The sequence below is a fragment of the Methylobacterium sp. A49B genome (assembly GCF_053346215.1).
On the sequence record NZ_JBKFBO010000149.1, the window covers coordinates 55,807 to 82,602 of the forward strand.

Below are 26,796 nucleotides of genomic sequence, written 5' to 3' on the forward strand. Positions count from 1 at the left end.
CCCCGGCCATCGTTCACAGCAACATCCGAAAATCTTCGTCCTGCCGCTCCGATTGGGAGCGGTGCGAGATGGCCACGCGGCCGGCATTTGTCCGCAAGGCGCCTTTTGAGGCTGACCCGACGTTGGGATCCTTGCGTCCCGCGAGACATGAGGTCCAATCGCTGGTTTGGTCCCACCGGACACGAGTCAGAGCCCTGTCGTATCGGTCGGCCGACGATTGACCGTCACGACGTTTAAGGTGCGGGCAGTGGACTGCGAGTGCGCTGGCTCTCCTCGATCGACTTGAACAAACGCGGTCGTAGGCGGGAGATCGGCCGCGCAGGCCTCACGCGTAAGCGGTTAACACGATAGCCTTCAAAGGCCTCACTGTCCGCTGGTGCACCCTGTGATGGCAAATTGGCATGGGACGGAGCCACGGTCAGCGCGCGTGGCCGTCATCGCTGACGAGGGCTGACTAAACCGTGTATCGCCGCGGCAACAGGACCTGACGCTGACGGCGATCTCCCAACGCCTCTGCCGCATGCCGATCGGACCTTTAGTCAGAAGCGGTGTTCCTCCAGTCCGACAACACTGCGCACGTTTGCGTAATTTGCGAGTTCTGTCCTGTTCGCCACGCCCAACTTCTGGAAGATATTGTAAAGATGTATCTTCACTGTTCCTTCAGAGATACCAGCCTCTCGAGCGATATGCTTGTTTGTCAACCCGCGCGCAACCAGCATTGCGATCTCGCGTTCGCGAGCTGTCAGGCTTCGAGGACTGAATTCCGCGTCCCTTAACTCCAGCGAGCGACCATCGCGCTTCAAGTCAAAATTTTCAAACCATTCTACAAGCTCAACGCTGGCCGAGTCCTTATGAAATATTGCAATTGCACCACACTCTGACGCAGTTGCGAATTCCTCGCGCGATACGGAACCGGTCAGAAACATGAAGCTCGTTTTAGACCCTGCTTGGCGCGCGGCCTCTACAACCTCAAAGCCCGTATATCTCGGCATCTGGACGTCAAGACATGCGATGTCGGGCTGCAACTCGAGGATCTTCTTGAGAGCGGTTTCCCCCTCTGAGCAGGCCGCCACAACGTTCAGATTATTGACCTGACGAAGGAGCGCAACCAGCCCCGCGAGAACCACCGGATGATCATCCGCAATCACTATACGAGGGCCGGTAAGACTAGTCATGCACAACTCTTTATCATCTCTGACGTCTTTCGGAGCCCGATTTGAGCATCGTTTGCTATCTTGGACCTGATGACTGAAATTAAAGAAATCTACCGTCGCCCGTATTATCTGAATGAAGACGCACAACAAACATCAATCATCGAGACGTCCATACATCATCGGAAAATCCGGAGACGTTAAACAGATAAGGGACTAGTTTAAACAATGTCGGCACGCAACCACATTCCTTAGTCAGACCCTTTGCATCAGCGTCGGTCAGGAAATCTATTTTAACGCCTATCCTTATTCCACATTTGCAAACAGGATTACTTCAATCAATCAATTCCTATACATGGATATTTTAAATTGAGAGCGTTAGGCTTTTAGACAGGACGTCAGCTGGTGTCAAGATTGATTTCAGGCCGCTAATCTGAATTGCCAGAACTTTCACGACTAAACATATCAGAGGACCCACGGCCATCCGAATTCAGCCTATAAGACCAGGGCCTTGAGCGACATGCAGCGCAATTCTCGAGCTCGTTGGACCATTCTACTTAAGCAGTAGCGGCCGAACTTGCTCCAGGGACCTGTATCAATCCGCTGTCGCTCGATTGGGCAGGCTCACCGATTGCGATCGATCCATGCCCCCGGAGCGCGCCGCCATTGTGAGCCCATTCGACCCGGACATGTCGACCGACATGGACTTGCGGGGAAAATCGCGGGTCGAACCGCAATCCGTAAACGCAGCGGAGAGCCTCGACGAAAAATGGAACGCTGCATGGAAGTCGGCGACATCGTTGCCAGTGAGGCCGCCATGACGCCGGTCGTCGGTCTGATTTTGCTGGCTCAGAACGAGCCGGGGCTGTCCGGCTCTGCCGTTTTAGGATCTTGATAGGCACCGTGACGGTCAGCGAATTCGTCCAAATGCTGGTTGCCACGCTGACTAGTTGATCAAGCACTCACTGCAATAACGCCTTTGGCTAAGCTGCAATCAACCGGATATATTGGCTATTAATTTGGACAAACACCTATATCCGCTGCATAGTTTCCACGAGACATTATTCTACCTGCGAATATTGCAACTACAGCCGAACCTTCGTTCTTATAGGTATCTAGCAAACGGTTTTATTAATCAGCAGCGGCTTCGAAGGGCAGAAAGCCTTGTGACACCAGTGTGAGAGAAATTTTTCGCCCCAAAGTCGTTTTCACGGCGCCTTAACGTTAGTGGTCCCATCAGGATGAAAATCCTCACGGAGTAGCGTGTCGTGGACGATGGGCATCCAGTTTCTGCCTGCACAACCTGTAGCAATGCGCGCGAGTTCGATCGCTTTGGCGTTCATCCTGGTCGCCTCACAGACTGTGAACAGTCCTGCAGCAGATCAAAGGACTAAGAGTGCACAGATTGACCTCCGTCAGGAACTGGCTTCGAGTCCCGACTTGGATCGCGATCTCACGAGCAGTCGGCGAAGCGCGATACAGGATCGCGCCATCAGCGGCGGGCATCACCGGTTCTGGTTCAAATCGGGGGCGAACACGAGTTCGTTTGACTTTCGATCGGGACCTGCCGTTCCGCTCGACATCGAGCGAAACGGTTCTGAGGCACTAGGCCGATCAGCGCGAGCGGCTTCAGGCAACCCGGCGGCAACGCTTCAAGTCGATTTGGCTTTGCTTCTCGTGACGCAGAGAGGCGTTCAGAACGAGATCAATGTATCCCAGAGCGGCAGCAACAATCTCGGCGTCCTAGCTCAGTCCGGGTCACACAATTCGATTGTGGGCTACCAGAACGGTGCTAACAACTCCGTGACACTGGTCCAATCCGGGGTCAATCAGATCATCGGCTATGCGCAGAGTGGCAGCGGATCTTTCCTGACCATTCGCCAGCGCTGAGCCTCGAGGCTCCGACAAAGTGACGGTGCTTGCTCGAAGTTCCTATCGCATCGCCGATCTCTCGGGCTCGCACACTGCGCCCCAAGCGCTGCCATCCGCCCTCAATGTTCCCTTCTGCCGCACCCGCTCTTACCTGAGCAACGGCTAAGTGTGTCGCGGTAGCGACATAACGGAAGGTGGAGCAACAACCGTGAGGCAAGCGTGAAGATCAAAACGCGGCGTTTCACAGGTCACGTCGACAGCCGAGCGTCGATGTCGGATGTGTTTCGCTGCTGCCGAAGTCCGAGACAGCCGCGGCGCGCGACCTTCCGACGCCAAGGCAAGCCTTCGTGCCATTCACCAGCAGCGCAGCCACGGCGCCCTTTAGCCCCGCTGAGCGGACGTCGAACAGCAGCGCACGGCGCGGAAGGGCGATCATGCCCGATTTTGCACTGCTCAACTCAGAGAGAGTGTCCGAGGACCATCAATCGAGATCGATCACGTTCTTATTCTTCGGCTGAACCCCGATCGGGCGGCTCGCCTTCCCTGTGAGAAAGTTCGGCTCCACGCGACTCGGCGTTGCTGGCTCGGCGACCGGGCGCGTGGCCTCGACCGCACGTTTGGATTGGTCGAGACCAGTCGCAGAATTCAGCGGCGGCGGCGTGACGACACGGCCCTCAGCCTGGTCAAGGCACCGGCGCAACGCTCCCGGATCAGGGAGGAGGGTGCAATCGTTCACACTCATCGGTGTGACCTGGGCCCCCGCGGTGGACGCGAGTGAGAGAAGCAGCAGCGCGCCCGCCCCGCGGGCGAGGCCGGTGCGGTCGCGTCGTGCGGTCATTGTTGCTGTGCCTGCTTGCGGCTGGGCTTGACCTGCCGGATCTCGATCTCATTGGGTTCGGAGGGAAGGACCCGCTTCGGGGCGGGCTGCTGCGCGGCCCGCGCCTGTTGCTGGGCCTGCGGCACAGGCTGGGCCTGAGTGCGCGCCTGTCCCTCAGGCGCCTCCGGCCTGTCGAGCCGACCGAGCCGCACCCGCACGTAGCTGACCGACCGCTTCGCGGCGTCGAACCCGCACTCGTAGGTCACGCGCACCCACTCCTTCTGCGGAGAGAGAAATCGGATCGAGTCACCACGATAGCGGACCACCGCGTCGGCGCCTTCCGGCGCCTCGGCTTGTTGGAAGATCTTCGCGAACGGACGCGAGACCCACTCGTAGTCGGTCGGTGCCTCCGCCTCGATTCTGGGGGCGCAGAGCTGTCCAGCCACCTCGTTGTTGGCCCGGACGCAGTTCGCGTCGCAGCCCGATGTGCCGGACGCCTGCAAGTTTGCCGTGGGCGCGGATGACGCTTGTGAAGCTGCGGGCGCCGCAGCTGCCGTTGGACCCGTAGCGGCGACCGGCTGCGCTCCGGCGGTTGCAACACCCGCATACCAGACGGCCACGGCAACGAGCACCGCTTGCCCCTGCGATGAGCCCCGCTGCCTCATCGTGTCCTCCCATGCCCCTGCCCGCAAGAACGACTTGGATCCTGCGATATTCTGGATTGGTTGATACCGGGTTAGGTTACGACTGTAGTTCCGGCATCCGGCGACAAAGTGGACCGCCCAGACCGATCTGGCGTCGGCCAGCTAGCACAGCCTTCATTTCTGAGCTGGAACCACCCTCGACCCATCATATCGCCTGAACGAATTTAGCGGGGTGTCAAAAATGGCACGGCGACGATCGTTGAAATTGCCGCATCGACTGCTGGTTTGCCGGTGGAGCCGGAGCCTTGATGGTTGCGAACGAGGTGAGGAGGGCTGCGTAGCCAGCTTTCTCCGAAGCCACGGGTACAAGCAGCCCGCCGCTCCTGGTCGGGGCGCTGGGATGCCACGAGGCCTGTCTCTTGGCGTGCTTCGCTTTCGATCTGTGACCGCCGCGCTCGCCGTCCGTGAACAACCTCGCGGAGCGGGCTTTTCGGCATGGGGACGATCATCGCGTATGCGATGCCGCCACGAAGGTCCGATCGCCTGAGGTCGGCGCCGTTTAAGGCGGCGGTCAGCACTCTCGAAGAGATCTGACGGGACGGCGTTCGCGGTCGAGGTCGCTCATCCGACGCCGGCCGACCCGGCTAGCTTCTCCGGCACAGGCCACGTCCCACGCGTAAGCTATGATCCTGTGTTTGCGGACGCAGGCAGGGCGCCGGGGCAGATTATACGGCCCGTGGTCGACAGGCCCTCGAGCTTGATGGCACCGTCACCACCAAGCCTGCGATGGATGCGACATCCCATTGTCTGAAACTGTACATCCCGGGAAAGCCTGCCAAGATTTTTAACTGTCGTAATTCGGCGTCCTCCGCCGAACGAAATATCCGAGCTGCGGGCGCCGCTATCCGAGAGAACTCCAGCGATTGAGAGAGGTTTTCTCCGAAGCGGAGTGCCAGTCGTCGATAAATATGGATGGTTTGCAGAATAAAATCATAGCTCTAGATCGGCTTTTGAATTATCTCCGGATTTTCAGAGATTAAAATTTCGATCTCAAATGCTTCGATACATCATTTTTCTGCGCCGAATTAACCAGTCCGCTGGTTTATGCCAGATATCAATTTTTCGTTACCAATTCTACTGGACAGACCGAAGCTGGGCAGTTAACAGAGTGTTAAGGCGCGCCCAGGGCAGCGATCTGCCTCGACCTGCCATGCCGGCTCCAAGTGATAGCCAGGACCTCAATAGACACCCGCTGCAATGCAGCCGGGTGACATTGCCGTTTCAGTATTAACTCTAGTATTGACCTACGTAGTACTCGCCATCTTGAGAGGCGTTATTGCAATCGTTGTCGTTAATTACCAGCGAAAACTACCTACTCGCTGATAAGGCGCCTGGACACACTGAAAATTCCGGTTACTGAATGGTCAAGGTCCAGCCGAGACGGATGTCCCGGGATGAGACTGAGCGCCCAAGACAGCGGCGCCGCCCGCCAGAAAGTGGTTCAGGAAAAGGGGTATCAGATGAATAAGCACCTGATCGGGCTGTCGATGGGCGTCGCCGCCATCGCATTCACGGCTTCCGCCTACGCGGCGGGCGGCAACAAGACCTATACGGATCAGTCCGGCAACACGAACCGGATCACGGTCAACCAGAATGACAACGGCTCCGGGACGGAGACGGTGACTGCTGGCACCGGTGGCGGCAATTCGGTCGGCTCGCTCTTCCGGCCCTTCACGCAGGGCGGCAGCGGCGACAACGTCCTGAAGGTCAATCAGACTGGCACAGGAAACTCGCTCGGCAACCAGAAGCAGGGTCAGCAGATCGGCTCGGGAAACACCGCCGATGTCACCCAGCAGGGCGTTAAGGGTCGCGTCGAGTTGCAGCAGAACGGCGGCAACAACGGCCAGACCGGATCGAGCGGCACGCTGGTGGGCCAGTTCGGTGCCTCAAACGGCACCAACCTCATCAAGCAGGACGAGAAGACCTCGAGCAGCTTCATCGATCTGACGCAGACCGGCAGCGACAACGTCTTCAACCTGCAGCAGTCCGGCTCCACCAACAGCCAGACGGTCACGCAGAACGGCAACAGAAACCGGGTCGTGACCGGCCAGGACTCCGATTCGTCCAGGAGCGCAATCACCGTCACTCAGACGAATAAAAGCGGCGGTATCGCGAATTCTGTGCTGGTCACGCAGAAGAGCGCCACGGACACCACAGCGTCGGCGACGCAGTCGGGATATGGTAACACCGCGTATGTCGATCAGAGCAGCACGAGCAACAAAACTGCCTCTACCGTCAATCAGTTGGGCAACAACAACAATGCGCGGAGCCTGCAGCGGAACGGCGTCGACAATTCGCAGATTACCCTCAATCAGAACACTGACGGCAACTATGCTCAGGTTCGGCAGGAAGCCGGCGTGACGGACAGCACCGTCACCGTGACGCAGAAGGGCGGCAACGGCAATATCGTCACCGATGCCTCCCAGCAGCAGGGCGTCCTCAAGAACATCATGACCGTGACGCAGGACGGCACCGAGAATACTGTGCTCAGCCGGCAGTGGAACGGAACGCGCAACAGCACGATGACCGTGTCGCAGACGGGTGACCACAACAAGTCAGACACCTACCAGAATGCTGAGACCGACAACGGCACGATCACGGTCACGCAGACCAAAAACTTCCAGGATGCGACGGCCACTCAGAACGGCGCCAAGGACAGCTCGATCAAGATCACTCAGTCCGGCGGTGGGAACCTTGCCCTCGGCGATCAGACCTATGTGAAGAACAGCAAGATCGATCTGACTCAGTCAGCCACCAACAACGGCTTTAACTACCTGTACGCTGCTCAGCTCTACCAGGACGGCAGCTCGATCACGGCGTCTCAGACGGAAACTGGAAACATCGCCTACTACCAGCAGGGTTACGCGTTCGGTTCTGGCAATCTGGCCCTTGGCGGCAAGAACAATAAGGTGTCGGCCGCCCAGAGCGGCAAGAATAACGAAGCCTTCACTTGGCAGACGAGCGGAGACAACAATCGGATCGGCATCTCGCAGGCTGGAACCGGCGGCAAGATCGGCGTGTACCAGCACGGTGGAAATGGCAATGGCGCCGACCTCTTCCAGACGAGCAGCAGCACGGGCGCCGTCGCTCGGCTCGAGCAGAAGGGTAGCGGCAACTATGCCTTCTCGCGGCAGAGCGATGTTACCAACAAGCTGACCGGCCCCGGTGCCGCGCCCGGCAGCTTTGACACGGCCACTGAGGCTGCCCTGCAGTCCGGCATTGGCAACCTGCTGTACGACTATCAGTCTGGTACCAACAACCAGGCTACCGTGTCTCAGATCGGCAACTTCAACGGCATCACCAATACGCAGTCTGGCACCGGCAACACGGCTGAGCTTGCCCAAAACGGCAACTTCAACGCCATTATCGGCTTCCAGAGCGGCACGGGTAACCAGGCTTCCGTCAACCAGACCAACAACGGCAACGTCGCCGTCTATGCTCAGGCTGGCACCAGCAACGTGTTGACCGTCCGTCAGCGCTAAGACTTGCTGCGGCGTCCTGTAACGCCAGCGTTCCATCACCAAAGAGGGCCGCGCCGACCAGCGCGGCCCTCACCTGTCACCGCAGATTCGAGGTTTCAGCATGCCGGTCACGGCACCGACCGATCCTCCCGCCCTGCGCTGCGAGCTGACCCAGCAAGTCAACGGCGGAATGGTCTCGATCTCGGGCCGGGTCTTCAGCGTCGCCCCGGGGCCCGGCACCTACCAATTGCGCATCGAGAAGTCCGGGCCCTCCGGCACCTCGGTCATCAACCAGGGCGGCGCCTTCACCACCCAGCCGCCCGAGCCCAGTGTCGTCGGAAACACGACCTTCAGCGTCGAGGCCGGCGCCAACTACAGGGCGCGCCTGCGCGTCACGTCCGGCGCCGCCACCGCGGAATGCCAGGACGGCCAGGACCGGCTCTGACCCGGCGGATCCTCACCACAGCAGCGGCGCAGAATCTGATCGCGCCGCCAGGCAATCGGCCGGGCCGCCAATTCTGATGTCGGAAACCGGTCGAAACGTCCCGATAAGGCTAAAAGATCGCCAACATCTGGTCTTGTTTCCAGCATTAAGCTTGTCGTTCGGGGGAAATCCTTAACACAGCGATACCCTGCAACGGTCGCACCATCGCCCTGTGACCCGCCTACCACAGACTCGCTCTATAAAGGCTCCGGCACCTGCTGAGACTATTCAGTCTTCGACAATACTGGTTTATGGCTTAGTCCGAGGCTTGGGAGGGATCATGCGCCGCCTGTATCAACGTCGGGCCAAGGGACGGGCGCTGACGCTCCTTGTCCTCGCCTTCGCGGCCGGCTCCGCCGCCGCGCAGGAGCGCGTGTCGATCGAGCAGGTGCAGGTCCGGGCGCAACGCTCCACGGGCGGCAACCCCGGCACTGGGATCCAGGAGAGCGACTACATCCTCGGCGCGCAGTCCGGGATCTCGCTGCTCAGCCCCGGTGGTTATCCCGCCGCCTCGTCGTCGGCGGCCACCAATCAAGCCCGGGCGCTCCAGCTCGGCTCCGGCAACGTGTCGACGATCGACCAGCTGGGCTCGGCCAACATCGCGATCCAGAACGTCATCGGCGCACAGAACGCCGTGACGCAGACGCAGATGGGCGACGGCAACCGGTCGGCGGTTTCCGTCGTGGGGAATTCCAACACCATCGGCACTCAGCAGGACGGCAGCCGCGCCTCGGCCGCGATCACGGTGGTGGGCAGCAACAACGCCATCACCACGCAGCAATCAGCCGCCGACACGGGCGCCATCAGCATCACGCGGATCGGCAACGGCCCGCCCCTGACGGTTTCACGGAGGTAATGACGTGGGTCACTCTTGTGTGCTCCGGCCGGCGGTGCTCGCAGCCTGTCTCCTCGCGGGAGCGCAGGCGCAGGCCGGCAGCCTCGTCTACCAGCCGGTCAACCCGTCCTTTGGCGGAAGCCCGCTGAACGGGTCGTGGCTCCAGGCCGAGGCGGCGGCGCAGAACGACGCGCAACGCCGCGCCCAGCGCCTCCAGCAGATCCAGTCCGCGATCAGCTCTTCGACCACGCAGAGCCCGGGCCAGATCTTCGCGCAGCAGCTGCAATCCCAGATCTATTCGTCCCTGGCGAACCAGATCACCCAGGCGATCTTCGGCGAGAACGCGCAGCAGAGCGGCAGCTACAGCTTCGGCGGCTCCCAGGTCTCGTTCCAGCGCGTCGGCGCCAACATCCAGCTCCAGATCTTCGACGGACAATCGACTACCACCGTCGTGGTGCCGGCGACCGCGGCCGTCTCAAGCGGCGCCACCTCTGCCCCGATCACCCCGCTCTCGGGCGCCCCCTGAAGCATCACGCTCCCGGGGGCGACCGAACACCCATCCCGAAGTTGAGGCCGGCGCCCCCGTCCGCCGCCAATCTGGCGGCCTGCAAGGGCAGCGCGCGCGAGCGCGGCGGCGCGGAACGAAGACGGACATCTCCGTGCGTAATTTCCTGAAGAGCCTGGTCGGCGCCGCGGTACTCTGCGGAGGTCTCGCGGCCTGCGCGCCGTGGGATCGCGAATTGCTGGCCCAGGCTCCCGTGGTGACGCCGCCGTCGCCGACCGACCTCAACCTCGAGACGCTGCCGCCGCCTGTCCGCAAGATCGATGTCGCGATCTACAACTTTCCTGACCTGACCGGTCAGAACAAACCGAACGACAACATCGCCGAGTACTCGCGCGCGGTCACGCAGGGCGGCAGCGCCTTCGTGGTCGACGCCCTCCGGCGCGCCGGCCGCGGCCAGTGGTTCTCCGTCGTCGAGCGCACAGGCCTCGCCAACCTCCTGCAGGAGCGGCAGCTCATCCGGGCGACCCGCCAGGAATTCGACGGCACGGATGCCAAGCCGTTGCCGCCGATCCGCTTCGCCGGCCTGATCGTCGAGGGCGGCATCATCGGCTACGACGCCAACACGGTCACGGGCGGCGCGGGCGCCAACCTCCTCGGCGTCGGCGGAGACACCAAGTACCGGCGCGACGAAGTGACGGTGGCCATGCGCATCATCTCGGTGCAGACCGGCGAGGTGCTGAACAGCGTGACGGTGACGAAGACGATCTACTCGGTCGCCCTCAACGCCAACGCCTACCGGTACGTCGCCGTCGCCAAGCTGCTGCAGGTCGAGGCCGGCGTGACACGCAACGAGCCGACCCAGATGGCCGTCCGGGAGGCGATCGACCTCGCGGTCTACGCGACGATCATCGAGGGCACCCGCAAGAAGCTGTGGCGCTTCCGCGACCCGGTGCTCGGAACGCGCTTGGTCGACGAGTATCTGGCGCGCGACAAGCCGACGCCGCTCGAAGTCCCGGGACCGGAACTGCCGCCAGGACCGCTCGTGGTAAAATCCTGAACCACCATGCAGGCATTCGTCGGCCATCCGCGTCCGTTCGACCGCCGAATTCCGCGAGCGCCGTTGGCCACCTGCCTGGTGGCGGCCGCGGTCCTGACGTTCATCGTCGCGCCGCGGGCTTCGAACAAGGCAGATGTCGAGCCGGTGGCGGAGTCGATCATCCTCGCGCCGATCGCGCAACTGGATCCGGTCCTGCTGGACATCCCGGCGATGACCGACCTGCTGGTGGTCGGTCGAGGGGACCTCCAGCCCATGGAGCAGGCCTCCCGCCTGTTCCCCCAGGTCCTGGCCCCGCAGTTCCTGTTCCCCCAGGCTGAGGCCGGCATGCGTGCCCTGATCGCGAGTGCGGCCACGGCCAACGACCTGCCGCCCGATTTCTTCCTGCGGCTGCTGCGGCAGGAGAGCGGTCTCAATCCATTGGCCGTGAGCCCGGTCGGCGCGCAGGGCATCGCCCAGTTCATGCCCGGCACGGCGGCGGAGCGCGGTCTGCGCGATCCGTTCGATCCCGTGGAGGCGATCCCGAAATCCGCGGAACTCCTGCGCGAGCACCGGGCGCGCTTCGGCAATCTCGGCTTGGCGGCAGCCGCTTACAACGCCGGGCCGCAACGCGTGCGCGGGTGGCTCGACGGCCGCTCCGGCATGCCGGCGGAAACGCGCGACTACGTGGTCCGCATTACGGGCCGCACCCTCGAGGATTGGGCCACGGAGAGCGGCCCGAGCCCACCGAAGCCCGCGCTCGCTTTCATGGCATCCGCCGATCTCGGTTTCGCGACGACCTGGCCGACGAACCCGGCCGTGCACCCGACGAACCTTCCCGCGACATCCCAGGGCATGCGCAGCGCTCCGTCGCCGGCGTCACGCTCCACCAAGCGGACACTCCAGCGTCCCTCGGCGCGGTCCCAGCAGCCGCGCTCCGAGCAGGCTCTCTGCGCGCTCCTGAACGGTGAAGGACGGACCTGTCTCGTGCAGGCGACCTACTGAGGCGGCGCGACTTGCTCGATGCGAACCCCCTGGCCGGGTGCGGCGGGTCGGCGGCTCTGACGCAGCTTGCGCCGCTTGCCGCGCCCTGAGGTCTCGCGCGGCGGAATCGGTCCGGCGGCATCCAGCAGAGCTCGATCAATCGTGGGCGCCCGCTGCAAGCCGGCTGGCCGCGGCCCGGGAGCGAGGCGCTGCCCCTCGTACAGCTCGATGCAGTCCCGGAGCGCCGTCGGATCGCGGATGAAGGTACAGTCGTTCACGTTCGGCACCGGCGCGCCCTGGGCGACAGCACCGGAAGCGCTCAGGGCGGCAGCGGCTCCGAGGATGGCCGCCCTGCATTTCCATCCGGACACGGCAGACCTCTCAGCGTGAGGAACGCGCCGCGCCAGCCCGCGGCCACATGCGTTGTCACCGGCAGAACATTGGCACGATCGATACGTTCCGGGTCGCCGTCAAACCTCACCGGCGGATCGGATGCTCAGGACGGTCCTAGCCTGTACACTCAAGCCGTGGTGGCCCCGCAGAGTGGCGGGGCAGGGGAAGATCCGCGCCGGTCACGCCATGGCCAGTACGGCCGCCATCACCGCCACTCCGACAGCGAGCCACGTCGCGTAGTCGCCGATCAGGCCGCTATGCAGGATCTCCAGCGCCCGCGTCGGCGCCGACTGCGTGGCGCTGACCGGCCGGACCACGAAGGCCGGCAGCCGCTGACGGAACAGCCCGTAGCCGGCTCCCGCCAGCGCGATGGTCACGGAAGCCCACGGCAGCCAGCCCGGCCCCTCGGCGAGCGACCCGCCCGGGGACCGGTGCATGAAGGCCGCGGCCGCCCGCGGCAGGGCGTGCTCGATCAGGCTCGCCGGCAGCCCGGCATCGAGGGCGAGCAGCGCGCAGCAGGGCGCGAGCATCAGCCAGAGGGGCCGGTTGGCCTTCTCGCGCTCGTCCTCGCTCGGCGCCCCGGCCTCGTCGCCGGGATCGGGCCCGAGCCCCAGGAAGATGCGGCCCGCTGCCCGCAGGACCGCGGCCCCGGTCAGCGCCGCACCGATCGCGGTGGCGGCCAGTGCGATGCCGTGGCCCTGCTGCGACAGAGCCCCCTGCACGAGGCGCGTGCCCTGGTCGAGAACGCCGATCGGCAGGCCGCAGAGCAGCAGCCCGGCCAGTGCCATGGCGATCCCGGCCGGCATGATGCCGCGGCCGAGGCCGCGCAGCGCGATCTCGTCGACGCTCGCCTGGGTGGCCAGAAGGATGCCGGCGATCATGAACAGCGCGCCCTTCACCAGCCCGTGTCCGACCACGTAGACCAGAACGCCTCCGGTGCCGTCCGCCGACAGGGCGCCGAGGCCGGTGAGCATGATCCCGGCATGCGAGATCGTCGAGAAGGCGAGCATCCGCTTCAGGTGGCGCTGCAGCAGCGCCATCCAGCCGCCGAGCAGGGCTGTGAGGGTGCCCAGGGCCGTGAGCAGGAGGGGCAGCGCGTGCTGGACCTGACCGGAGCCCGCGAACACGACGGCGCTCACCTTCGCGAGGCCGAACAGGCCGAGCGACACCATCGAGCCGGAGAAGATCACCGAGACCGGGCTCGGGGCCACCGCGTGGGCATCGGCGAGCCAGAACTGAAACGGCACGATCGCGCCCTTGATCATCAGGGCGGCGGCCACGAGGCAGAAGGCCCCGGCCACAACCGGGTCGCGACCGCCCCGCGCCACCGCTGCTGCGATGCCCTCGAAGTCCAGCGTGCCGGTCTGCGCGTAGATCAGGCCGATGCCGCCGAGCATCAGGAATCCCGCGAGGCTGTTGACCACGGTGAAGTTGATGGCGCCCGCGAGCGCCGATTCCGCCAAGTGGTAGGCGGTGAGCGCGAAGGCGGCGACGCTCATCACCTCGAACCACACGAACAGGTTGAACATGTCGCGGGTGAAGCAGAACCCGACCATGGCGGCCAGGAACAGCAGCATCAGGATGTGGAAGTGGCCATGCGTGCGGTCGAAGAAGCCCCAGGCGAACACGAAGGTCAGGGCGTAGAGCAGGCCGATGAAGGTCGCGACCCAGGCGCTCGCCTCGTCCACCGAGAAGCCGATGCCGAGGTGGACGCCGTCCCGCGGCTCCCAGCCGCCGAACCAGTAGACGATCGGCCCGTCGGCGGCGTGCACGGCGATGATGGCCGACAGGATCGCGACACTCAGTGCGGCGAGCGCCGCGAGGATGTCGGGCACGCGGCCCGGCAGACGGTGCGCGACCGCGAGCGTCACGGCGCAGACGACGAGCGGAATCGCGACCGGCAGGGGCAGGAGGGCGGCGGGGAAGGCGGTCACGGAGTCGTTCGCTCCCCACCCTTCGCGGCGCTCGATCCCTGGCCGCGGCCGGATGTTCCGCCGGCGCGCATCGGCCGAAGCTTCTCCGGGTCGAGGCTGCCGCCGCGCTTGTAGGCCTGGATCGTCAGGACGAGGAGGAGGGCGGTCAGGGTCGCGCCGACTACGATGTCGGTCAGCACCAGCGCCTGCATCACCGGATCGACAGCAGGCGTGCCCGGCGGGTGATCGTAGAAGATCGGCGCGATGCTGCCCCAGCGGTAGCCGAGGCCCAGGAGGAGCACGTAGGTCGCCGACTGGCAGACGCCGAGGCAGCCCACGAGGTGGATGAAGTTGCGGCTCGTGGCGATGCCGTAGAGGCCGATCCCGAAGAGCCACGCGGCGACCGCGTAGGGCAGCATGCTCACGCGGATTCCTCCCCGGGTTCGTCGGGCGCGTCCGCCTCGCGGGTCTCCTCCATGAATTCGAGGAAGAGCTGCGTGAACCCGCCCGTCACCGCCAGGGCGACGCCGAGGTTCTCCACGAGCATCAGGCCTCCGGAGAACAGGTCGCGGAAGGTGCCCAGCGGCAGGACGTTCTGCATGAAGGCGGCGCCGGTGAGCATCGGCGCCAGCCCGCACAGAGCGAAGAGCAGGGCGCCACCGCCCTCCAGGGCGTCGAGCCAGTGACTGCGGACGGCGTCGCGCCAGCCGGCATAGCCCTCGCCGAGGTAGATCAGCAGGGTGCCGGAGGCGAGGATCACGCCGCCCTGGAAGCCACCGCCCGGTGTGACGGTGGCGTGGAGCACCACGTAGAGACCGAACAGCGCTGTGAGCGGCCCCGCGATCCGGCAGGCGAGCACCACGGCCTCGGAGCGCGGGATGACGGCGCGGCCGGGCCGACGCAGGGCGCGTTCGGTGCTGCCCTCGCCCCGCCGACCCCGCAGCAGCACCACCGTTCCGGTGATGGCGGCGAGCAGCATGAACTCCTCACCCAGGGTGTCGAGGCCGCGCAGGTCGAAATTGATCGCACTCACCATGTTGGCGACGTGCCGAGCCTGCGGGGTGATCGCGTTGATGCGCTCGCCGTACTGGGCGATGGTCGATCCGAAGGGCGGCAACCCGGCGATCACCGCGGCGGCGCAGGGCAGGAGGACCAGCCCCGACAGAGCGAGCAGCGCGATGCGGATCCGGGGGCTCAAGACTCCTCCTCGGGGGACTGCGTCCGCACCGCCATGAGCGCGACGAGGAAGAGGAGCGGCACCGCCGCGGAGCCGACCGCCAGCTCCGACAGGGCGACGTCGGGCGCCTGAAGGGCGTCGAACAGGATCGTCAGGACGAGCCCGTTCACCGCGATCGCGAAGACCTGTCGGGTGGGGTCGCGTACCAGCACAACCGCGGTGCCGGAGATCGCGGTGAACAGGAACAGCAGCGGCAGGATCACGGTCATCGGGGTGTCCTCATGCCGAGCGGCCCTCGCGCATCAGCACGGCCCGGCCGGACACGTGCGACAGCACCGCCGCCCAGGCGAGGAAGACGACCATCATCACCAGGATCTTGAGCGAACGCCCGGAGATGCCGTCGGCCAGGAAGGCCGCGAGGGTGACGAGGATCGACGACGCGACATTCAGGAAGGCGAGGGCGTGAAACCGGTCCAGGGCCCGGGGCAAGCGCCATAGGGCCAGGGCGGCGAGCCAAGTCACCGCCACCGCGAGCGCCAGGAGGATGCCGATGACGACGCTCATATCCAGCGCTCCAGGAAGACTGCGAGCAGCATCGTGCCCGGCAGGTTGAGCAGGACCAGGGTGAGGGCGAGATCGGTGATCGAAGCCTGATCGGTGGCGAAGGCGAGCAGCGTCAGGATCAGCACCGTGACGCTTCCGGCGAGCTGATAGGCGGCGAAGCGCTGGCCGGGCCGGCCCCGCCACGCCAGCGCCGCCGCGAAGGCGAGGGGCGGCAGCAGCGCCAGGATGGCGGCCGTCCAGATATTCATCGCCCGTCGTCCTTCAGGACGTGCGTCGTCACGGTGCCGTGCGCGCGGTCGAGGGTCAGGACGTAGCTCTCGGGGGCGAGCGAGGCGGCGAGCAGCCCGACGGCCCGCGCGGCCGGAGCCGTGTCGCCGGAGGGTGTGGCCCAGGTCACTTCGGCCGCGCTCTGCGCGCGTATCGTCCCAACCGCTTCGCGTCCGAACACGGCCTTCACCAGGCTCATGCCGATCCGGAGCGTCTGCCGGGGCATGTCGCGGATGGCCGGGCCGAGGGGCCGGAGGGTTTGCCGGCCGAAATGGAAGCGGGTGCCCCCGCGCCGTCCGACGGCCCACCACCACGCGGTCCCGAGGGTGGCACAGCCGATCGCGGCGAATCCCTCATTCAGGCTCACCGAGCCCGCGAACACCATGTAGGCAAGGGCGAGCGCCGCCCAGATCGCCGCGGCATCGCGCGTCGAACGGTCTCTGATGCCGCTGATCGGTCCTGCCCGCATCGATCCTGACCGGAATGCGCGCCGCGGAAGCGTGGCCATGCGCCTGATCGGACGCAAACGGTGGGGCGCGCGCCGGCGTTCCCGGAACTCGACGACACGGTTGCGTGTAGGGCTTCGGGAACCCGCTCCACCGGAGACGCGCAATGCCGGCCGAGATCCTCGAGATCCGTTTCGTCCACGAGGGCTGGAGCCGGTTCGGCCTCGCGCGGGTGCGCTTGGCCGACGGCGCCGTCGTCGAGCGCGAGATCGAGGATCACGGCAATTCGGTGGGGATCCTGCCCTACGATCCCGAGCGCAAGGTAGCGACACTGGTGCGTGAGTTGCGAGTCCCGCCGCTCTTCGCTGCCGGCGAACAGGCTCAGCTCGAAGCACCCGCAGGGATCATCGACGACGGCGGTCCCGAGGCGAATGCCCGCCGGGAGGCGTTGGAAGAAGTCGGCCTGCGCCTGCGCGCGCTCGAATTCGTCGGCGCCGCCTATTCCTGCGCGAGCCTCACCACCGAGAAGATCCACCTCTACCTCGCACCCTACGGCGCGGCGGACCGCGCCGAGGCCGGCGGCGGAGCCGAGGGCGAGCACGAGAACATCTGGGTCGTCGAGATGCCGCTCGCCGAGCTCGCCGGCATGGCCGACCGCGCCGCCATCAGCGACCTGAAGACACTCACCCTCGTCCTGGCGCTGCGCGCCCGCCATCCGGATCTTTTCGCGCCGTGAGGATCCGCTCGCGGAGCCTCGCCCAGATCCTGCTGACTGCCCTAACGCTCGTGGCCGTCGCGTGGGTCGCCTTCCACCTGCGCTGAAGGGCGGCGACGCCTCGTCATGCCGGGCCGAAACCGCGCGGAAGGGTGGACGCGTCTTGATCGACGGCCGCGCCGGGCCCATCGTCGGGCCAGCAATCGGGAGACCACCGGATGACGCGCGCCTGCATCGTGGGCTGGGCCCACACGCCCTTCGGCAAGCTCGAGGAGCCGGATGTCGAGGGACTGATCGCCCGGGTCTCCGGAGAGGCGCTGGCCCATGCCGGCGTCGAGGAGTCCCAGGTCGACGGCATCTACGTCGGCTCGATGAATACCGGCTTCTCCAAGCAGGGCTTCGAGGGCTCGCTGGTGGCGGTGAACCGTCCGGGCCTCGCCCACGCGCCGGCGACCCATCTGGAGAACGCCTGCGCCACCGGCTCGGCCGCGCTCTACGCGGCCCTCGATTTCGTCGATAGCGGACGCGGCCGCGTCGCGCTGGTCATCGGCGCCGAGAAGATGACGGCCAAGACCGTGGCCGAGACCGGCGACATCCTGCTGGGCGCCTCCTACCGGAAGGAGGAGGCCGACATCGAGGGCGGGTTCGCGGGCGTGTTCGGGCGGATCGCGGCGGGCTACTTCCAGCGCTACGGCGACCGCAGCGAGGAGCTGGCCCGCATCGCCGCCAAGAACCACCGCAACGGCGTCGGCAACCCCTACGCGCAGCTGCGCAAGGATCTCGGCTTCGATTTCTGCAACCGGATCTCGGAGAAGAATCCCTACGTGGCGGCGCCCCTGCGGCGCACCGACTGCTCGCTGATCTCGGACGGTGCCGCGGCTCTGGTGGTGGCGGATGCGGAGATCGCCGAGGGTCTGGAACGGGCGATCGGTTTCCGCGCCCGGTCGCATGTCAACGACATCCTGCCCCTGTCTCGTCGCGACCCGGCGGAGTTCAAGGGTGCGCGGATGGCCTGGGACAAGGCGCGGGCGCAGGCCGGGATCGGCAACGACGACCTCTCGTTCGTGGAGACGCACGACTGCTTCACCATCGCGGAGTTGATCGAGTACGAGGCGATGGGATTGGCCGCGCCGGGCGAGGGGTACCGCGTGGTCCGTGAGGGTCTTGCCGAGAAGGGCGGCCGGCTGCCGATCAACCCGTCCGGCGGACTCAAGGCCAAAGGCCATCCGGTGGGCGCCACCGGCGTGTCGATGCACGTCATGGCCTGCCTGCAGCTCATGGGCGAGGCCGGCGAGATGCAGGTGCCGGGCGCGGAGCTCGCCGGGATCTTCAACATGGGCGGGGCGGCGGTAACGAATTACGTTTCGATCTTGGAGCGGCGGCGCTGAGCGGAGGCTCAGCTCTCTCGAAGGATCGGGATTGACGAAGTCCCTCCCGCATGCGGCAGCGGATGGGACCTGGAATGCGAGGTCTGATCGTCGCCGTCTTTGCGAGCGCAGCGAAGCAATCCAGTCAGCGCAACGACGATCAGCCGCGCGCTTCCCTGGGTCGCTTCGCTGCGCGCGCGATGACGGATGAGGGTAGGGGACCGAGCGCCTCGCTCAGCCCAGCCGGTCCAGCGCCTGCTCGAGATCGGCGATCAGGTCGGCCTCGTTCTCCAACCCGATCGACAGCCGGACCGTCTCCGGCCCCACCTGCGCGGCGGCCTTCTCGTGCTCCGGCAGCTGCCGGTGTGTGGTCGAGGACGGGTGGATCGCCAGCGACTTGATCTCGCCGATGTTCACCAGATGCGAGATCAGCTCGAGCCCGGCGATGAATTGCAGCGCCGCCGGCTCGCCGCCCTTCAGCGCGAAGGTAAAGATCGAGCCCGGCCCCTCGGGCGTGTAGCGGCGGGCGAGGTCCTCCCCGGGTTGGCCCGGCAGCATCGGATAGCTCACCCAGGCCACCGCAGGGTGTTGCTTCAGGAAGGCCGCCACCGCGCGGGCGTTGGCGCAATGCCGCTCCATGCGCAGGGGCAGGGTCTCGACGCCCATGAGCGTGAGGAACGCGTTCATCGGCGACAGGCCGGGCCCCAGGTCGCGCAGGCCGAAAAACCGGCACGCCGCCGCGAAGGGTGTCTCCGGGAAGGCCTCGGTGAGCACCAGCCCGTCGTAATCCGGCCAGGGCTCGGTGATCAGGTTGTAGCCGCCGGCCTGCGCCCAGTCGAACCGGCCGGCGTCGCAGATCACGCCGCCGATGGTCTGGCCGGAGCCGCTGAGGAACTTCGAGGTGGAGTGCCAGACGATGTCGGCGCCGTGCTCGATCGGTCGGATCAGGGCCGGCGAGGCCAGGGTGTTGTCCACGACGAGCGGCAGATTGTGGCGGCGGGCCACGGCGGCGATCCCGTCGAGATCCACCACCGACGCGCAGGGATTCACGATCGATTCGCAGAAGATGGCCCGGCAGTCCGGGGTGATGGCCGCCTCGAAATCCTCCGGGGCCATCCCGCGCGCGAAGCGGGGCTTCAGGTCGTAGCGCCCGTCGAGGCGGCGCATCAGGCCGAGCGACCCGCCGAACAGGCGGGGGGACGCGACATAGGCGTCGCCGCTCTTCAGCAGCGTCATCAGAACCAACTGCATGGCGGACTGTCCGGAGGATACCGCCACGCCCGCCTTCGCGCCCTCCAGGTCGGCGACCCGGCGCTCCAGCGCGGCGACCGTCGGGTTCGATCCGCGGGAGTACGAGAAGCCGGTCCGGCGGCCGGCGAAGATGTCCGCCGCCTGCTCGGTCGAGTCGAAGACGAAACCGTTGGTGAAGTAGATCGGCTGGACCCGCGCCCCCGTGGCGGGATCCGGCGCCGCGCCGGCGTGGATCGCCCGGGTCGCGAAGCGGTGCTGTCGGTTCTGGTCCGTCATGGCTCTCGGTCGGGTGTTCGACGCCCGGACCGGGGTGAGCCCGAGCGGAGTGCCGGCGTCAAGCCGCGCGGCGGACGAAGGCCTGAAGGGTGCGGACCAGCGTCGTCGGCTCATAGGGCTTCGGGATGAACCGCGCCCCCTCCGGCATGTCGTTCGGGCCGGGGGTGCCCATGCCGGACACCACCAGCACCGGGATCGACGGCCAGCGATGCGCCACGAGCCGGGCCAGCGCGAAGCCGTCCATCGAGCCCTGCGGCATGTCGACGTCGGTCATCAGGACGCCGACGTCGTCGCGGTTCTCCAGCACCTTCAGCGCCTTGTCGGCGTGGGTTGCCTCCACCACCGTGAAGCCGGCATCCGCCAGGGTGTCCGACGCCTCCATCAGCAGGAGGCCGTCATCTTCCACCAGCAGCACGACGGGATGGTCGGATGGGCTCTCTGACATCAGACCTGCGAGGTTGGATCTCAATTCCGGAGCCCGCGCCCTATTCCTCCGGGGCTCCCCGCGTCAAGGCGCGGGGCCCAGCTGCGTCAGGCTGCCTCTTCGCGCTTGCCGAGGCGCTTGTCGAGGTACGTGTCCACCGTCTGGGTCAGCTCCTCGACCTTGCCGTCGAAGAAGTGGTTCGCCCCCTCGACCATCTGATGCTCGATGATGACGCCCTTCTGCGTCTTTACCTTCTCGATCACCGGCATGACCTCGCGGGCGGGCGCGACCCGGTCCTCGGAGCCGTGCACGAACAGGCCGGAGGAGGGGCACGGGGCCAGGAAGGTGAAGTCGTAGCGATTCGCCATGGCGGCGATGGAGATGAAGCCCTCGATCTCGGGACGGCGCATCAGGAGTTGCATGCCGATCCACGAACCGAAGGAGACGCCCGCGATCCAGCAGGACTTCGCCTCCGGATTGACCGACTGCACCCAGTCTAGCGCCGCGGCAGCGTCGGACAGCTCGCCCGAGCCGTGGTCGAACGACCCCTGGCTGCGCCCGACCCCGCGGAAATTGAAGCGCAGGGCTGCGAAGCCGCGATTGGCGAAGGTGTAAAAAAGATTGTACACGATTTGATTGTTCATCGTGCCCCCGAATTGCGGGTGGGGGTGCAGGATGATGGCGATCGGCGCGCCGCGCTTCTTGGGGGCTTGGTAACGGCCTTCCAGGCGGCCGGCCGGGCCGGTGAAGATGACTTCGGGCATCGCTCGTCTCTCACTCCGGAGATCGTCCGCCGGACGATCGATACGGCGGCGCAGCAGCCTTGACTCGTCGCGCCCGCACCATAAAAGCACTCTTAGAACAGTTCTAGGCGATTAGAACTATTCTAAAGAAGGCGGCCGATACGTGTCGTTGGCTGCCGCGCCGGCCGCGCTCGGTCGGCGGGATCTCATTCTCTCGGCGCGCCTTAGCACGGCGAGCCGGTGCGCGGGCAAGGAATTGTGACGCGCCGCAGCAAAGGGCTTAACGGAACGCGGATGAGCCGGGCACGCGCCTACCTCGACTACAATGCGACTGCGCCGGTCCGGCCGGCTGTCGCCGAGGCGGTGGCGCGCGCCCTGATGCTCCCCGGCAATCCGTCCTCGATCCATCAGGAGGGTCGCGCCGCCCGGGCCGCGCTGGAGGCCGCCCGCAGCGACGTCGCGGCCCTCGTCACCGCGCGGCCGGAGCAGGTGGTCTTCACCAGCGGCGGGACCGAGGCGGCGAACGCGGCCCTGTCCGGGGCCTTGCGCCGCCGCGGCGTGCCGGCTCCGACGCGGCTGATTCACGCGGCGACGGAGCACCCGTGCGTCGCGTCCGGCCACCGGTTCCCCGAAGCGGCCGTCGAGGAAGTGCCGGTCACCGCCGATGGTGTGGTCGACCTCGGCGCCCTGGAAGCGCGTCTTGCCGCCCTGGCCGACGAGACCCTGCTTGTCTCCGTGCACGCCGCCAACAACGAGACCGGCGCGGTACAGCCGCTGGCGCAGATCGGGGCCTTGGCGCGGTCGCACGGGCGGACGCTCGTCCACAGCGACGCGGTCCAGGCAGCCGGCAAGATCCCCCTCGACATGGCTGCGCTCGGCCTCGACGCGCTCACCCTGTCGGGCCACAAGTTCGCGGCGCCGAAGGGCGTCGGCGCACTGGTGCTCGCGGAGGGCGTCGCGCTGGAGAGCGCCTTCCTGCGCGGCGGCGGCCAGGAGCGCCGGCAGCGCTGCGGCACGGAGTGCCTGCCGGCGATCGTCGGGATGGGCGAGGCCGCGCGGATCGCCCGCGAGGCCCTCGGGCAGGAGGCCGCGCGCTTGTCGGACCTGCGCGACCGGATCGAGGCCGGCGTGCGGGCGCTCGCGCCCGACGCGGTGGTGTTCGCCGCCGGGGCGCCGCGCCTGCCCAACACCCTGAGCTTCTCGGTCCCGGGCCTCGACGCGCCCGCGGCCCTGATCGCCCTCGACCTCGCCGGCGTGGCGGTGTCGTCGGGCTCGGCCTGCTCGTCGGGCAAGGTCGCGCGCTCGGCGACGCTGGCCGCCATGGGCGTGGATGCGGATCTCGCCGGGGGGGCGCTGCGCGTCAGCCTCGGCTGGAACACGGTGGACGAGGAGGTGGCATGCTTCCTCGACGCCTTCGAACGGGCCTTGCAGCCCCTATATAGACGGCGAGGACAGGCGGCCTGAGCGCCGCAGCCCCCGCTTTCCGACAGACGCTTCCCGGTCCTTGACGCCGGAGATGCCTAGGAGACGCTGATGCCTGCTGTGCAGGAAACCATCGACCGGGTCCGCTCGATCGACCTCGACCAGTACAAGTACGGGTTCGAGACCACGATCGAGATGGAGAAGTCCGAGAAGGGCATCTCCGAAGACGTCGTCCGCTTCATCTCGGCCAAGAAGAACGAGCCCGCGTGGCTTCTGGAGTGGCGCCTCGACGCCTACCGGCGCTGGCTGACCATGAAGGAGCCGGAATGGGCCCGCGTCTCCTACGATAAGGTCGACTACAACGACATCTACTACTACGCCGCCCCTAAGCGGCAGGGGCCGGAATCGCTCGACGAGATCGATCCCGAGATCCTGAAGACCTACGAGAAGCTCGGCATCCCGCTGCGTGAGGTCGAGGTGCTGGAGGGCATCGCGCCGGAGCGCCGCGTCGCGGTCGACGCGGTGTTCGATTCGGTCTCGGTAGCCACGACCTTCAAGAAGGAGCTGGAGAAGGCCGGCGTGATCTTCATGCCGATCTCCGAGGCCGTGCGCGAGCATCCCGAGCTGGTGCAGAAGTACCTCGGCTCGGTCGTGCCGGTGACCGACAACTTCTTCGCGACGCTGAACTCGGCCGTCTTCTCCGACGGGTCGTTCGTCTACATCCCGCCGGGCGTGCGCTGCCCGATGGAGCTGTCCACCTATTTCCGCATCAACGAGCGCGACACCGGCCAGTTCGAGCGCACGCTGATCATCGCCGACAAGGGCTCCTACGTCTCGTACCTGGAGGGCTGCACCGCCCCGAAGCGCGACGACAACCAGCTCCACGCCGCGGTGGTCGAGCTGGTCGCCCTGGACGATGCCGAGATCAAGTACTCGACGGTCCAGAACTGGTACCCGGGCGACAACGACGGCAAGGGCGGCATCTACAACTTCGTCACGAAGCGCGGCGATTGCCGCGGCGCCCGCTCGAAGATCTCGTGGACGCAGGTCGAGACCGGCTCGGCGATCACCTGGAAGTACCCGTCCTGCATCCTGCGCGGCGACGATTCCCGCGGCGAGTTCTACTCGATCGCGGTGTCGAACGGCATGCAGCAGGTCGATTCCGGGACCAAGATGATCCATCTCGGCAAGAACACCACGAGCCGGATCATCTCGAAGGGCATCTCGGCCGGCCGGTCGCAGAACACCTACCGGGGCCTCGTCTCGGCGCACCGGAAGGCCAAGGGCGCGCGCAACTTCACGAACTGCGACTCGCTGCTGATCGGCGATCAGTGCGGCGCGCACACCGTGCCGTACATCGAGTCGAAGAATGCCTCGGCCGTGTTCGAGCACGAAGCCACCACCTCGAAGATCTCCGAGGATCAGAAGTTCTACTGCCAGCAGCGCGGCCTCTCCGAGGAGGAGGCGACCGCGCTCATCGTCAACGGCTTCGTCCGGGACGTGCTGCAGCAGCTGCCCATGGAGTTCGCCGTCGAGGCCCAGAAGCTGATCTCGATCAGCCTGGAAGGCTCGGTGGGCTAAGGACCCTCGGCGGGTGTGTGCATCTTCCCTCCCCCTTGCGGGGAGGGGCAGGGGTGGGGGTGGTGCCGGATAAAGCGCGGCGTTGCCTTCTGCTCCACCCCCACCTCCCGCTCCTCCCCACAAGGGGGAGGAGAGCGCGTCGCACTTCGTCACGCCGGGTTGCGTGACCAGCGAGGGCTTGGGGCAGGGGACAATCAGCGATTTCGAACAGGACTACCAAGACATGCTGGAAATCAAGAACCTCGTCGTGCAGATCGAGGACAACCGCATCCTGAACGGCCTGAACCTGACCGTGAACGACGGCGAGGTCGCGGCGATCATGGGCCCGAACGGCTCGGGCAAGTCGACGCTCTCCTACGTCATCGCCGGCAAGGAGGATTACGAGGTTCTCGACGGCGAGATCCTGCTCGACGGGCAGAACGTGCTGGAGATGGCCGCCGACGAGCGCGCCGCGGCCGGCATCTTCCTGGCCTTCCAGTACCCGCTGGAAATCCCCGGCGTCGGCACCATGACCTTCCTCAAGGCCTGCCTGAACGCGCAGCGCAAGGCGCGCGGCGAGGCCGAGCTGTCGACCCCGGACTTCATCCGCGCGGTGAACGGCGCCGCCGACAAGCTCGAGATCAACAAGGAGATGCTCAAGCGCGCCCTCAACGTCGGCTTCTCCGGCGGCGAGAAGAAGCGCATGGAGATCCTCCAGATGGCGCTGCTGCAGCCGAAGTTCTGCGTCCTCGACGAGACCGATTCCGGCCTCGACATCGACGCCCTGCGCATCGTCTCCGAGGGCGTGAACGCGCTCCGCGCCCAGGGCCGCTCGTTCCTGGTGATCACCCACTACCAGCGGCTGCTCAACCACATCGTACCCGACACCGTGCACGTCATGTCGAAGGGTCAGATCGTGAAGACCGGCGGCAAGGAGCTCGCCCTCGAGCTCGAAGCCTCAGGCTACGCCGAGTACCGCACCGGGGAGGCCGCCTGAGCCATGGCCGACGTCACCAACCTCCGCTCCCCCGCCGAGGCCGGCCTGTCGAAGCTGTTCGAGACCGCCCGGCAGAGCTTCGCCAGCGAGAAGGCGATCGCCCGCGAGGAGGCCTTCCGCTTCTTCGAGGCGACCGGCCTGCCGAGCCGGCGGGTCGAGGCCTTCAAGTACACCGACCTGCGCGCCGCCATCACGGAGGCCGCGCCTCCGGCCGAGGCACCGAGCCTCGACGATGCGAAGGCGGCCGTCGCCGGGGCGAAGGGCTTCGCCGGCATCGAGGCCGCGCGCCTCACCTTCGTGAACGGCCATCTCGTCCGCGAGCTGTCGGATCTCGACCGGATCCCCGAGGGCGTCACGGTCGTCCCGATGTCCGAGGCGCTGACCCGGGCTCATGTCGACCTGAAGCAGCTCGCCCCGGTGCCGCAGGCCCGCGATAACCCGGTCTACCAGCTCAATACGGCCTTCCTGGCGGACGGCGCGCTGATCACGGTGGCGCCCGGCGCGAAGCCGGCGCGGCCGCTGCACCTGCGCTTCGTGGGCACCGGGAACACGCCGTTCTCGACGGCGACCCGCGTGCTCGTCCAGATCGGCGAGGGCGCGGAGTTCGGTCTCTTGGAGAGCCACGAGGGACCGGACGGGCTCACCTGCCAGCCGAACGACGCGCTCGATGTGGTGGTCGGCCCGAAGGCCGCCTTCCGGCATACCCGCCTGAATACGGAGGGCGACGCCACCATCGCGCTCTCGACGCTGTCGCTGAAGGTCGAGGCCGAGGGTCAGGTCGAGACCGTCAACCTCGTGACCGGAGCGGTGCTGTCGCGCCACCAGATCTTCGTTCACATCGCGGGCGAGGATACCAACGTCGTGGTCAACGGCGCCGCCATGCTGCGCAAGGGCCAGCTCGCCGACTCGACATTGCTCGCCGATCACGCCGCTGTCGGGGGCGTCGGCCGCGAGCAGTTCAAGTGGATCATCGACGGCGACGCCACCGGCGTGTTCCAGGGCAAGATCATCGTGCGTCAGGCCGCGCAACAGACCGACGGCAAGATGAAGTCGGACTGCCTCCTCCTCACCGACGAGGGGCAGATGATGAACAAGCCGGAGCTGGAGATCTTCGCCGACGACGTCGCCTGCGGCCACGGGGCCACCTGCGGCGCCCCGGACGAGGACCTGCTGTTCTACCTCATGGCCCGCGGCCTGCCGCGTGCAACCGCCGAGAGCCTGCTCGTGCAGGCCTTCGTCGGCGAGGCCGTGGAGGCGGTCACGCACGAGGGCGCCCGCGCGGCGCTGATCGGCGAGATCGAGGCCTGGCTGACGGCGCGGGGCTGACGCTGACTCAACCCTCCCCCCTTGCGGGGGAGGGTGCCGAACGGAGTGAGGCGGGAGAGGGGAGCGACGGTGCAGAACGAGGCCATGTTCTCGACACCCGCTCAGTCCT

Annotated in this window: 26 protein-coding genes; 13 read left to right on the plus strand and 13 right to left on the minus strand. The window is 66.1% G+C overall.

Features of this window, described 5'->3' with window-relative positions:
* Positions 1–539: 539 nt before the first annotated feature.
* A complete protein-coding gene (locus tag ACLBX9_RS31310) occupies positions 540–1,175 on the minus strand; it encodes a response regulator transcription factor (RefSeq protein ID WP_010686969.1) in 636 nt (211 codons plus the stop codon).
* A gap of 1,239 nt (positions 1,176–2,414) precedes the next feature.
* Between ACLBX9_RS31310 and ACLBX9_RS31315 the strand changes: the two genes are divergently transcribed.
* Positions 2,415–3,041, plus strand: coding sequence for a curlin repeat-containing protein (locus tag ACLBX9_RS31315; protein ID WP_447721647.1), 627 nt, complete (start codon positions 2,415–2,417; stop codon positions 3,039–3,041).
* Between the two features lie 463 nt (positions 3,042–3,504).
* Here ACLBX9_RS31315 and ACLBX9_RS31320 read toward each other — a convergent pair whose 3' ends face one another.
* Both ACLBX9_RS31320 and ACLBX9_RS31325 read right to left on the minus strand, forming a co-directional pair.
* Positions 3,505–3,861, minus strand: coding sequence for a hypothetical protein (locus tag ACLBX9_RS31320; protein WP_010686967.1), 357 nt, complete (start codon positions 3,859–3,861; stop codon positions 3,505–3,507).
* Entirely contained in the window at positions 3,858–4,505 is a 648-nt protein-coding gene (locus ACLBX9_RS31325) for a hypothetical protein (protein WP_447721648.1), read from the minus strand. Before ACLBX9_RS31325 ends, ACLBX9_RS31320 begins: the two co-directional genes overlap by 4 nt.
* A gap of 1,433 nt (positions 4,506–5,938) precedes the next feature.
* On the opposite strand from ACLBX9_RS31325, the gene ACLBX9_RS31330 reads away from it, so the two are divergent.
* From ACLBX9_RS31330 to ACLBX9_RS31355, 6 genes are all read left to right on the plus strand, one after another.
* A complete protein-coding gene (locus ACLBX9_RS31330) occupies positions 5,939–8,026 on the plus strand; it encodes a beta strand repeat-containing protein (protein ID WP_447721649.1) in 2,088 nt (695 codons plus the stop codon).
* A 100-nt stretch (positions 8,027–8,126) separates the two neighbouring features.
* Positions 8,127–8,450 (plus strand): curli-like amyloid fiber formation chaperone CsgH, encoded by a 324-nt coding sequence (csgH, locus tag ACLBX9_RS31335; RefSeq protein WP_447721650.1) that lies wholly within the window; start codon positions 8,127–8,129, stop codon positions 8,448–8,450.
* A gap of 319 nt (positions 8,451–8,769) precedes the next feature.
* On the plus strand, positions 8,770–9,345 hold the full coding sequence (locus ACLBX9_RS31340; RefSeq protein WP_447721651.1) for a hypothetical protein: 576 nt from the start codon (positions 8,770–8,772) through the stop codon (positions 9,343–9,345).
* 4 nt (positions 9,346–9,349) lie between these two features.
* Entirely contained in the window at positions 9,350–9,850 is a 501-nt protein-coding gene (locus tag ACLBX9_RS31345) for a curli assembly protein CsgF (RefSeq protein ID WP_447721652.1), read from the plus strand.
* Positions 9,851–9,983: 133 nt separating this feature from the next.
* Positions 9,984–10,886 carry a CsgG/HfaB family protein gene (locus ACLBX9_RS31350; protein WP_010686960.1) on the plus strand — a complete coding sequence of 301 codons (903 nt, stop codon included), beginning with the start codon at positions 9,984–9,986 and terminating at the stop codon, positions 10,884–10,886.
* A gap of 6 nt (positions 10,887–10,892) precedes the next feature.
* Positions 10,893–11,867 carry a lytic transglycosylase domain-containing protein gene (locus ACLBX9_RS31355; protein WP_447721653.1) on the plus strand — a complete coding sequence of 325 codons (975 nt, stop codon included), beginning with the start codon at positions 10,893–10,895 and terminating at the stop codon, positions 11,865–11,867.
* 551 nt (positions 11,868–12,418) lie between these two features.
* On the opposite strand, the gene ACLBX9_RS31360 is transcribed toward ACLBX9_RS31355, so the two are convergent.
* From ACLBX9_RS31360 to ACLBX9_RS31390, 7 genes are read right to left on the minus strand one after another with little or no spacing between them, the layout of a single operon-like run.
* A complete protein-coding gene (locus ACLBX9_RS31360; protein WP_447721654.1) occupies positions 12,419–14,173 on the minus strand; it encodes a complex I subunit 5 family protein in 1,755 nt (584 codons plus the stop codon).
* Positions 14,170–14,571, minus strand: a complete 402-nt coding sequence (locus tag ACLBX9_RS31365; protein ID WP_039894712.1) for a sodium:proton antiporter — start codon at positions 14,569–14,571, stop codon at positions 14,170–14,172. Before ACLBX9_RS31365 ends, ACLBX9_RS31360 begins: the two co-directional genes overlap by 4 nt.
* A gap of 2 nt (positions 14,572–14,573) precedes the next feature.
* Positions 14,574–15,350, minus strand: coding sequence for an MnhB domain-containing protein (locus ACLBX9_RS31370; RefSeq protein ID WP_010686955.1), 777 nt, complete (start codon positions 15,348–15,350; stop codon positions 14,574–14,576).
* Positions 15,347–15,598, minus strand: a complete 252-nt coding sequence (locus tag ACLBX9_RS31375; protein ID WP_447721655.1) for a Na(+)/H(+) antiporter subunit B — start codon at positions 15,596–15,598, stop codon at positions 15,347–15,349. The genes ACLBX9_RS31370 and ACLBX9_RS31375 overlap by 4 nt, the downstream gene beginning before the upstream one ends.
* A 10-nt stretch (positions 15,599–15,608) precedes the next feature.
* A complete protein-coding gene (locus tag ACLBX9_RS31380) occupies positions 15,609–15,893 on the minus strand; it encodes a monovalent cation/H(+) antiporter subunit G (RefSeq protein WP_010686953.1) in 285 nt (94 codons plus the stop codon).
* Positions 15,890–16,141, minus strand: a complete 252-nt coding sequence (locus tag ACLBX9_RS31385) for a monovalent cation/H+ antiporter complex subunit F (RefSeq protein ID WP_447721656.1) — start codon at positions 16,139–16,141, stop codon at positions 15,890–15,892. Before ACLBX9_RS31385 ends, ACLBX9_RS31380 begins: the two co-directional genes overlap by 4 nt.
* The gene (locus tag ACLBX9_RS31390) at positions 16,138–16,629 is read right to left on the minus strand and encodes a hypothetical protein (protein WP_447721657.1); all 492 of its coding nucleotides are present in this window, start codon (positions 16,627–16,629) and stop codon (positions 16,138–16,140) included. The genes ACLBX9_RS31385 and ACLBX9_RS31390 overlap by 4 nt, the downstream gene beginning before the upstream one ends.
* Positions 16,630–16,772: 143 nt before the next feature.
* On the opposite strand from ACLBX9_RS31390, the gene ACLBX9_RS31395 reads away from it, so the two are divergent.
* Entirely contained in the window at positions 16,773–17,342 is a 570-nt protein-coding gene (locus tag ACLBX9_RS31395; RefSeq protein ID WP_447721658.1) for an NUDIX domain-containing protein, read from the plus strand.
* Positions 17,343–17,539: 197 nt separating this feature from the next.
* Positions 17,540–18,709: an acetyl-CoA acetyltransferase gene (locus tag ACLBX9_RS31400; protein WP_447721659.1), complete on the plus strand. Its 1,170-nt coding sequence runs from the start codon at positions 17,540–17,542 to the stop codon at positions 18,707–18,709.
* 213 nt (positions 18,710–18,922) lie between these two features.
* On the opposite strand, the gene ACLBX9_RS31405 is transcribed toward ACLBX9_RS31400, so the two are convergent.
* The 3 genes from ACLBX9_RS31405 to ACLBX9_RS31415 form a co-directional block, all read right to left on the minus strand.
* A complete protein-coding gene (locus ACLBX9_RS31405; RefSeq protein ID WP_010686948.1) occupies positions 18,923–20,215 on the minus strand; it encodes an O-acetylhomoserine aminocarboxypropyltransferase/cysteine synthase family protein in 1,293 nt (430 codons plus the stop codon).
* A 58-nt stretch (positions 20,216–20,273) separates the two neighbouring features.
* Positions 20,274–20,660, minus strand: a complete 387-nt coding sequence (locus ACLBX9_RS31410; RefSeq protein WP_010686947.1) for a response regulator — start codon at positions 20,658–20,660, stop codon at positions 20,274–20,276.
* Between the two features lie 86 nt (positions 20,661–20,746).
* A complete protein-coding gene (locus ACLBX9_RS31415) occupies positions 20,747–21,403 on the minus strand; it encodes an alpha/beta hydrolase (protein WP_010686946.1) in 657 nt (218 codons plus the stop codon).
* Between the two features lie 273 nt (positions 21,404–21,676).
* Between ACLBX9_RS31415 and ACLBX9_RS31420 the strand changes: the two genes are divergently transcribed.
* From ACLBX9_RS31420 to ACLBX9_RS31435, 4 genes are all read left to right on the plus strand, one after another.
* On the plus strand, positions 21,677–22,846 hold the full coding sequence (locus tag ACLBX9_RS31420; RefSeq protein WP_447721660.1) for a cysteine desulfurase family protein: 1,170 nt from the start codon (positions 21,677–21,679) through the stop codon (positions 22,844–22,846).
* A 69-nt stretch (positions 22,847–22,915) separates the two neighbouring features.
* On the plus strand, positions 22,916–24,385 hold the full coding sequence (gene sufB / locus ACLBX9_RS31425; protein WP_447721661.1) for a Fe-S cluster assembly protein SufB: 1,470 nt from the start codon (positions 22,916–22,918) through the stop codon (positions 24,383–24,385).
* Positions 24,386–24,608: 223 nt separating this feature from the next.
* Complete coding sequence (sufC, locus tag ACLBX9_RS31430) at positions 24,609–25,361, plus strand: Fe-S cluster assembly ATPase SufC (protein WP_010686943.1); 753 nt, start codon at positions 24,609–24,611, stop codon at positions 25,359–25,361.
* A 3-nt stretch (positions 25,362–25,364) separates the two neighbouring features.
* Complete coding sequence (locus tag ACLBX9_RS31435) at positions 25,365–26,687, plus strand: SufB/SufD family protein (RefSeq protein WP_447721662.1); 1,323 nt, start codon at positions 25,365–25,367, stop codon at positions 26,685–26,687.
* Positions 26,688–26,796: the final 109 nt, after the last annotated feature.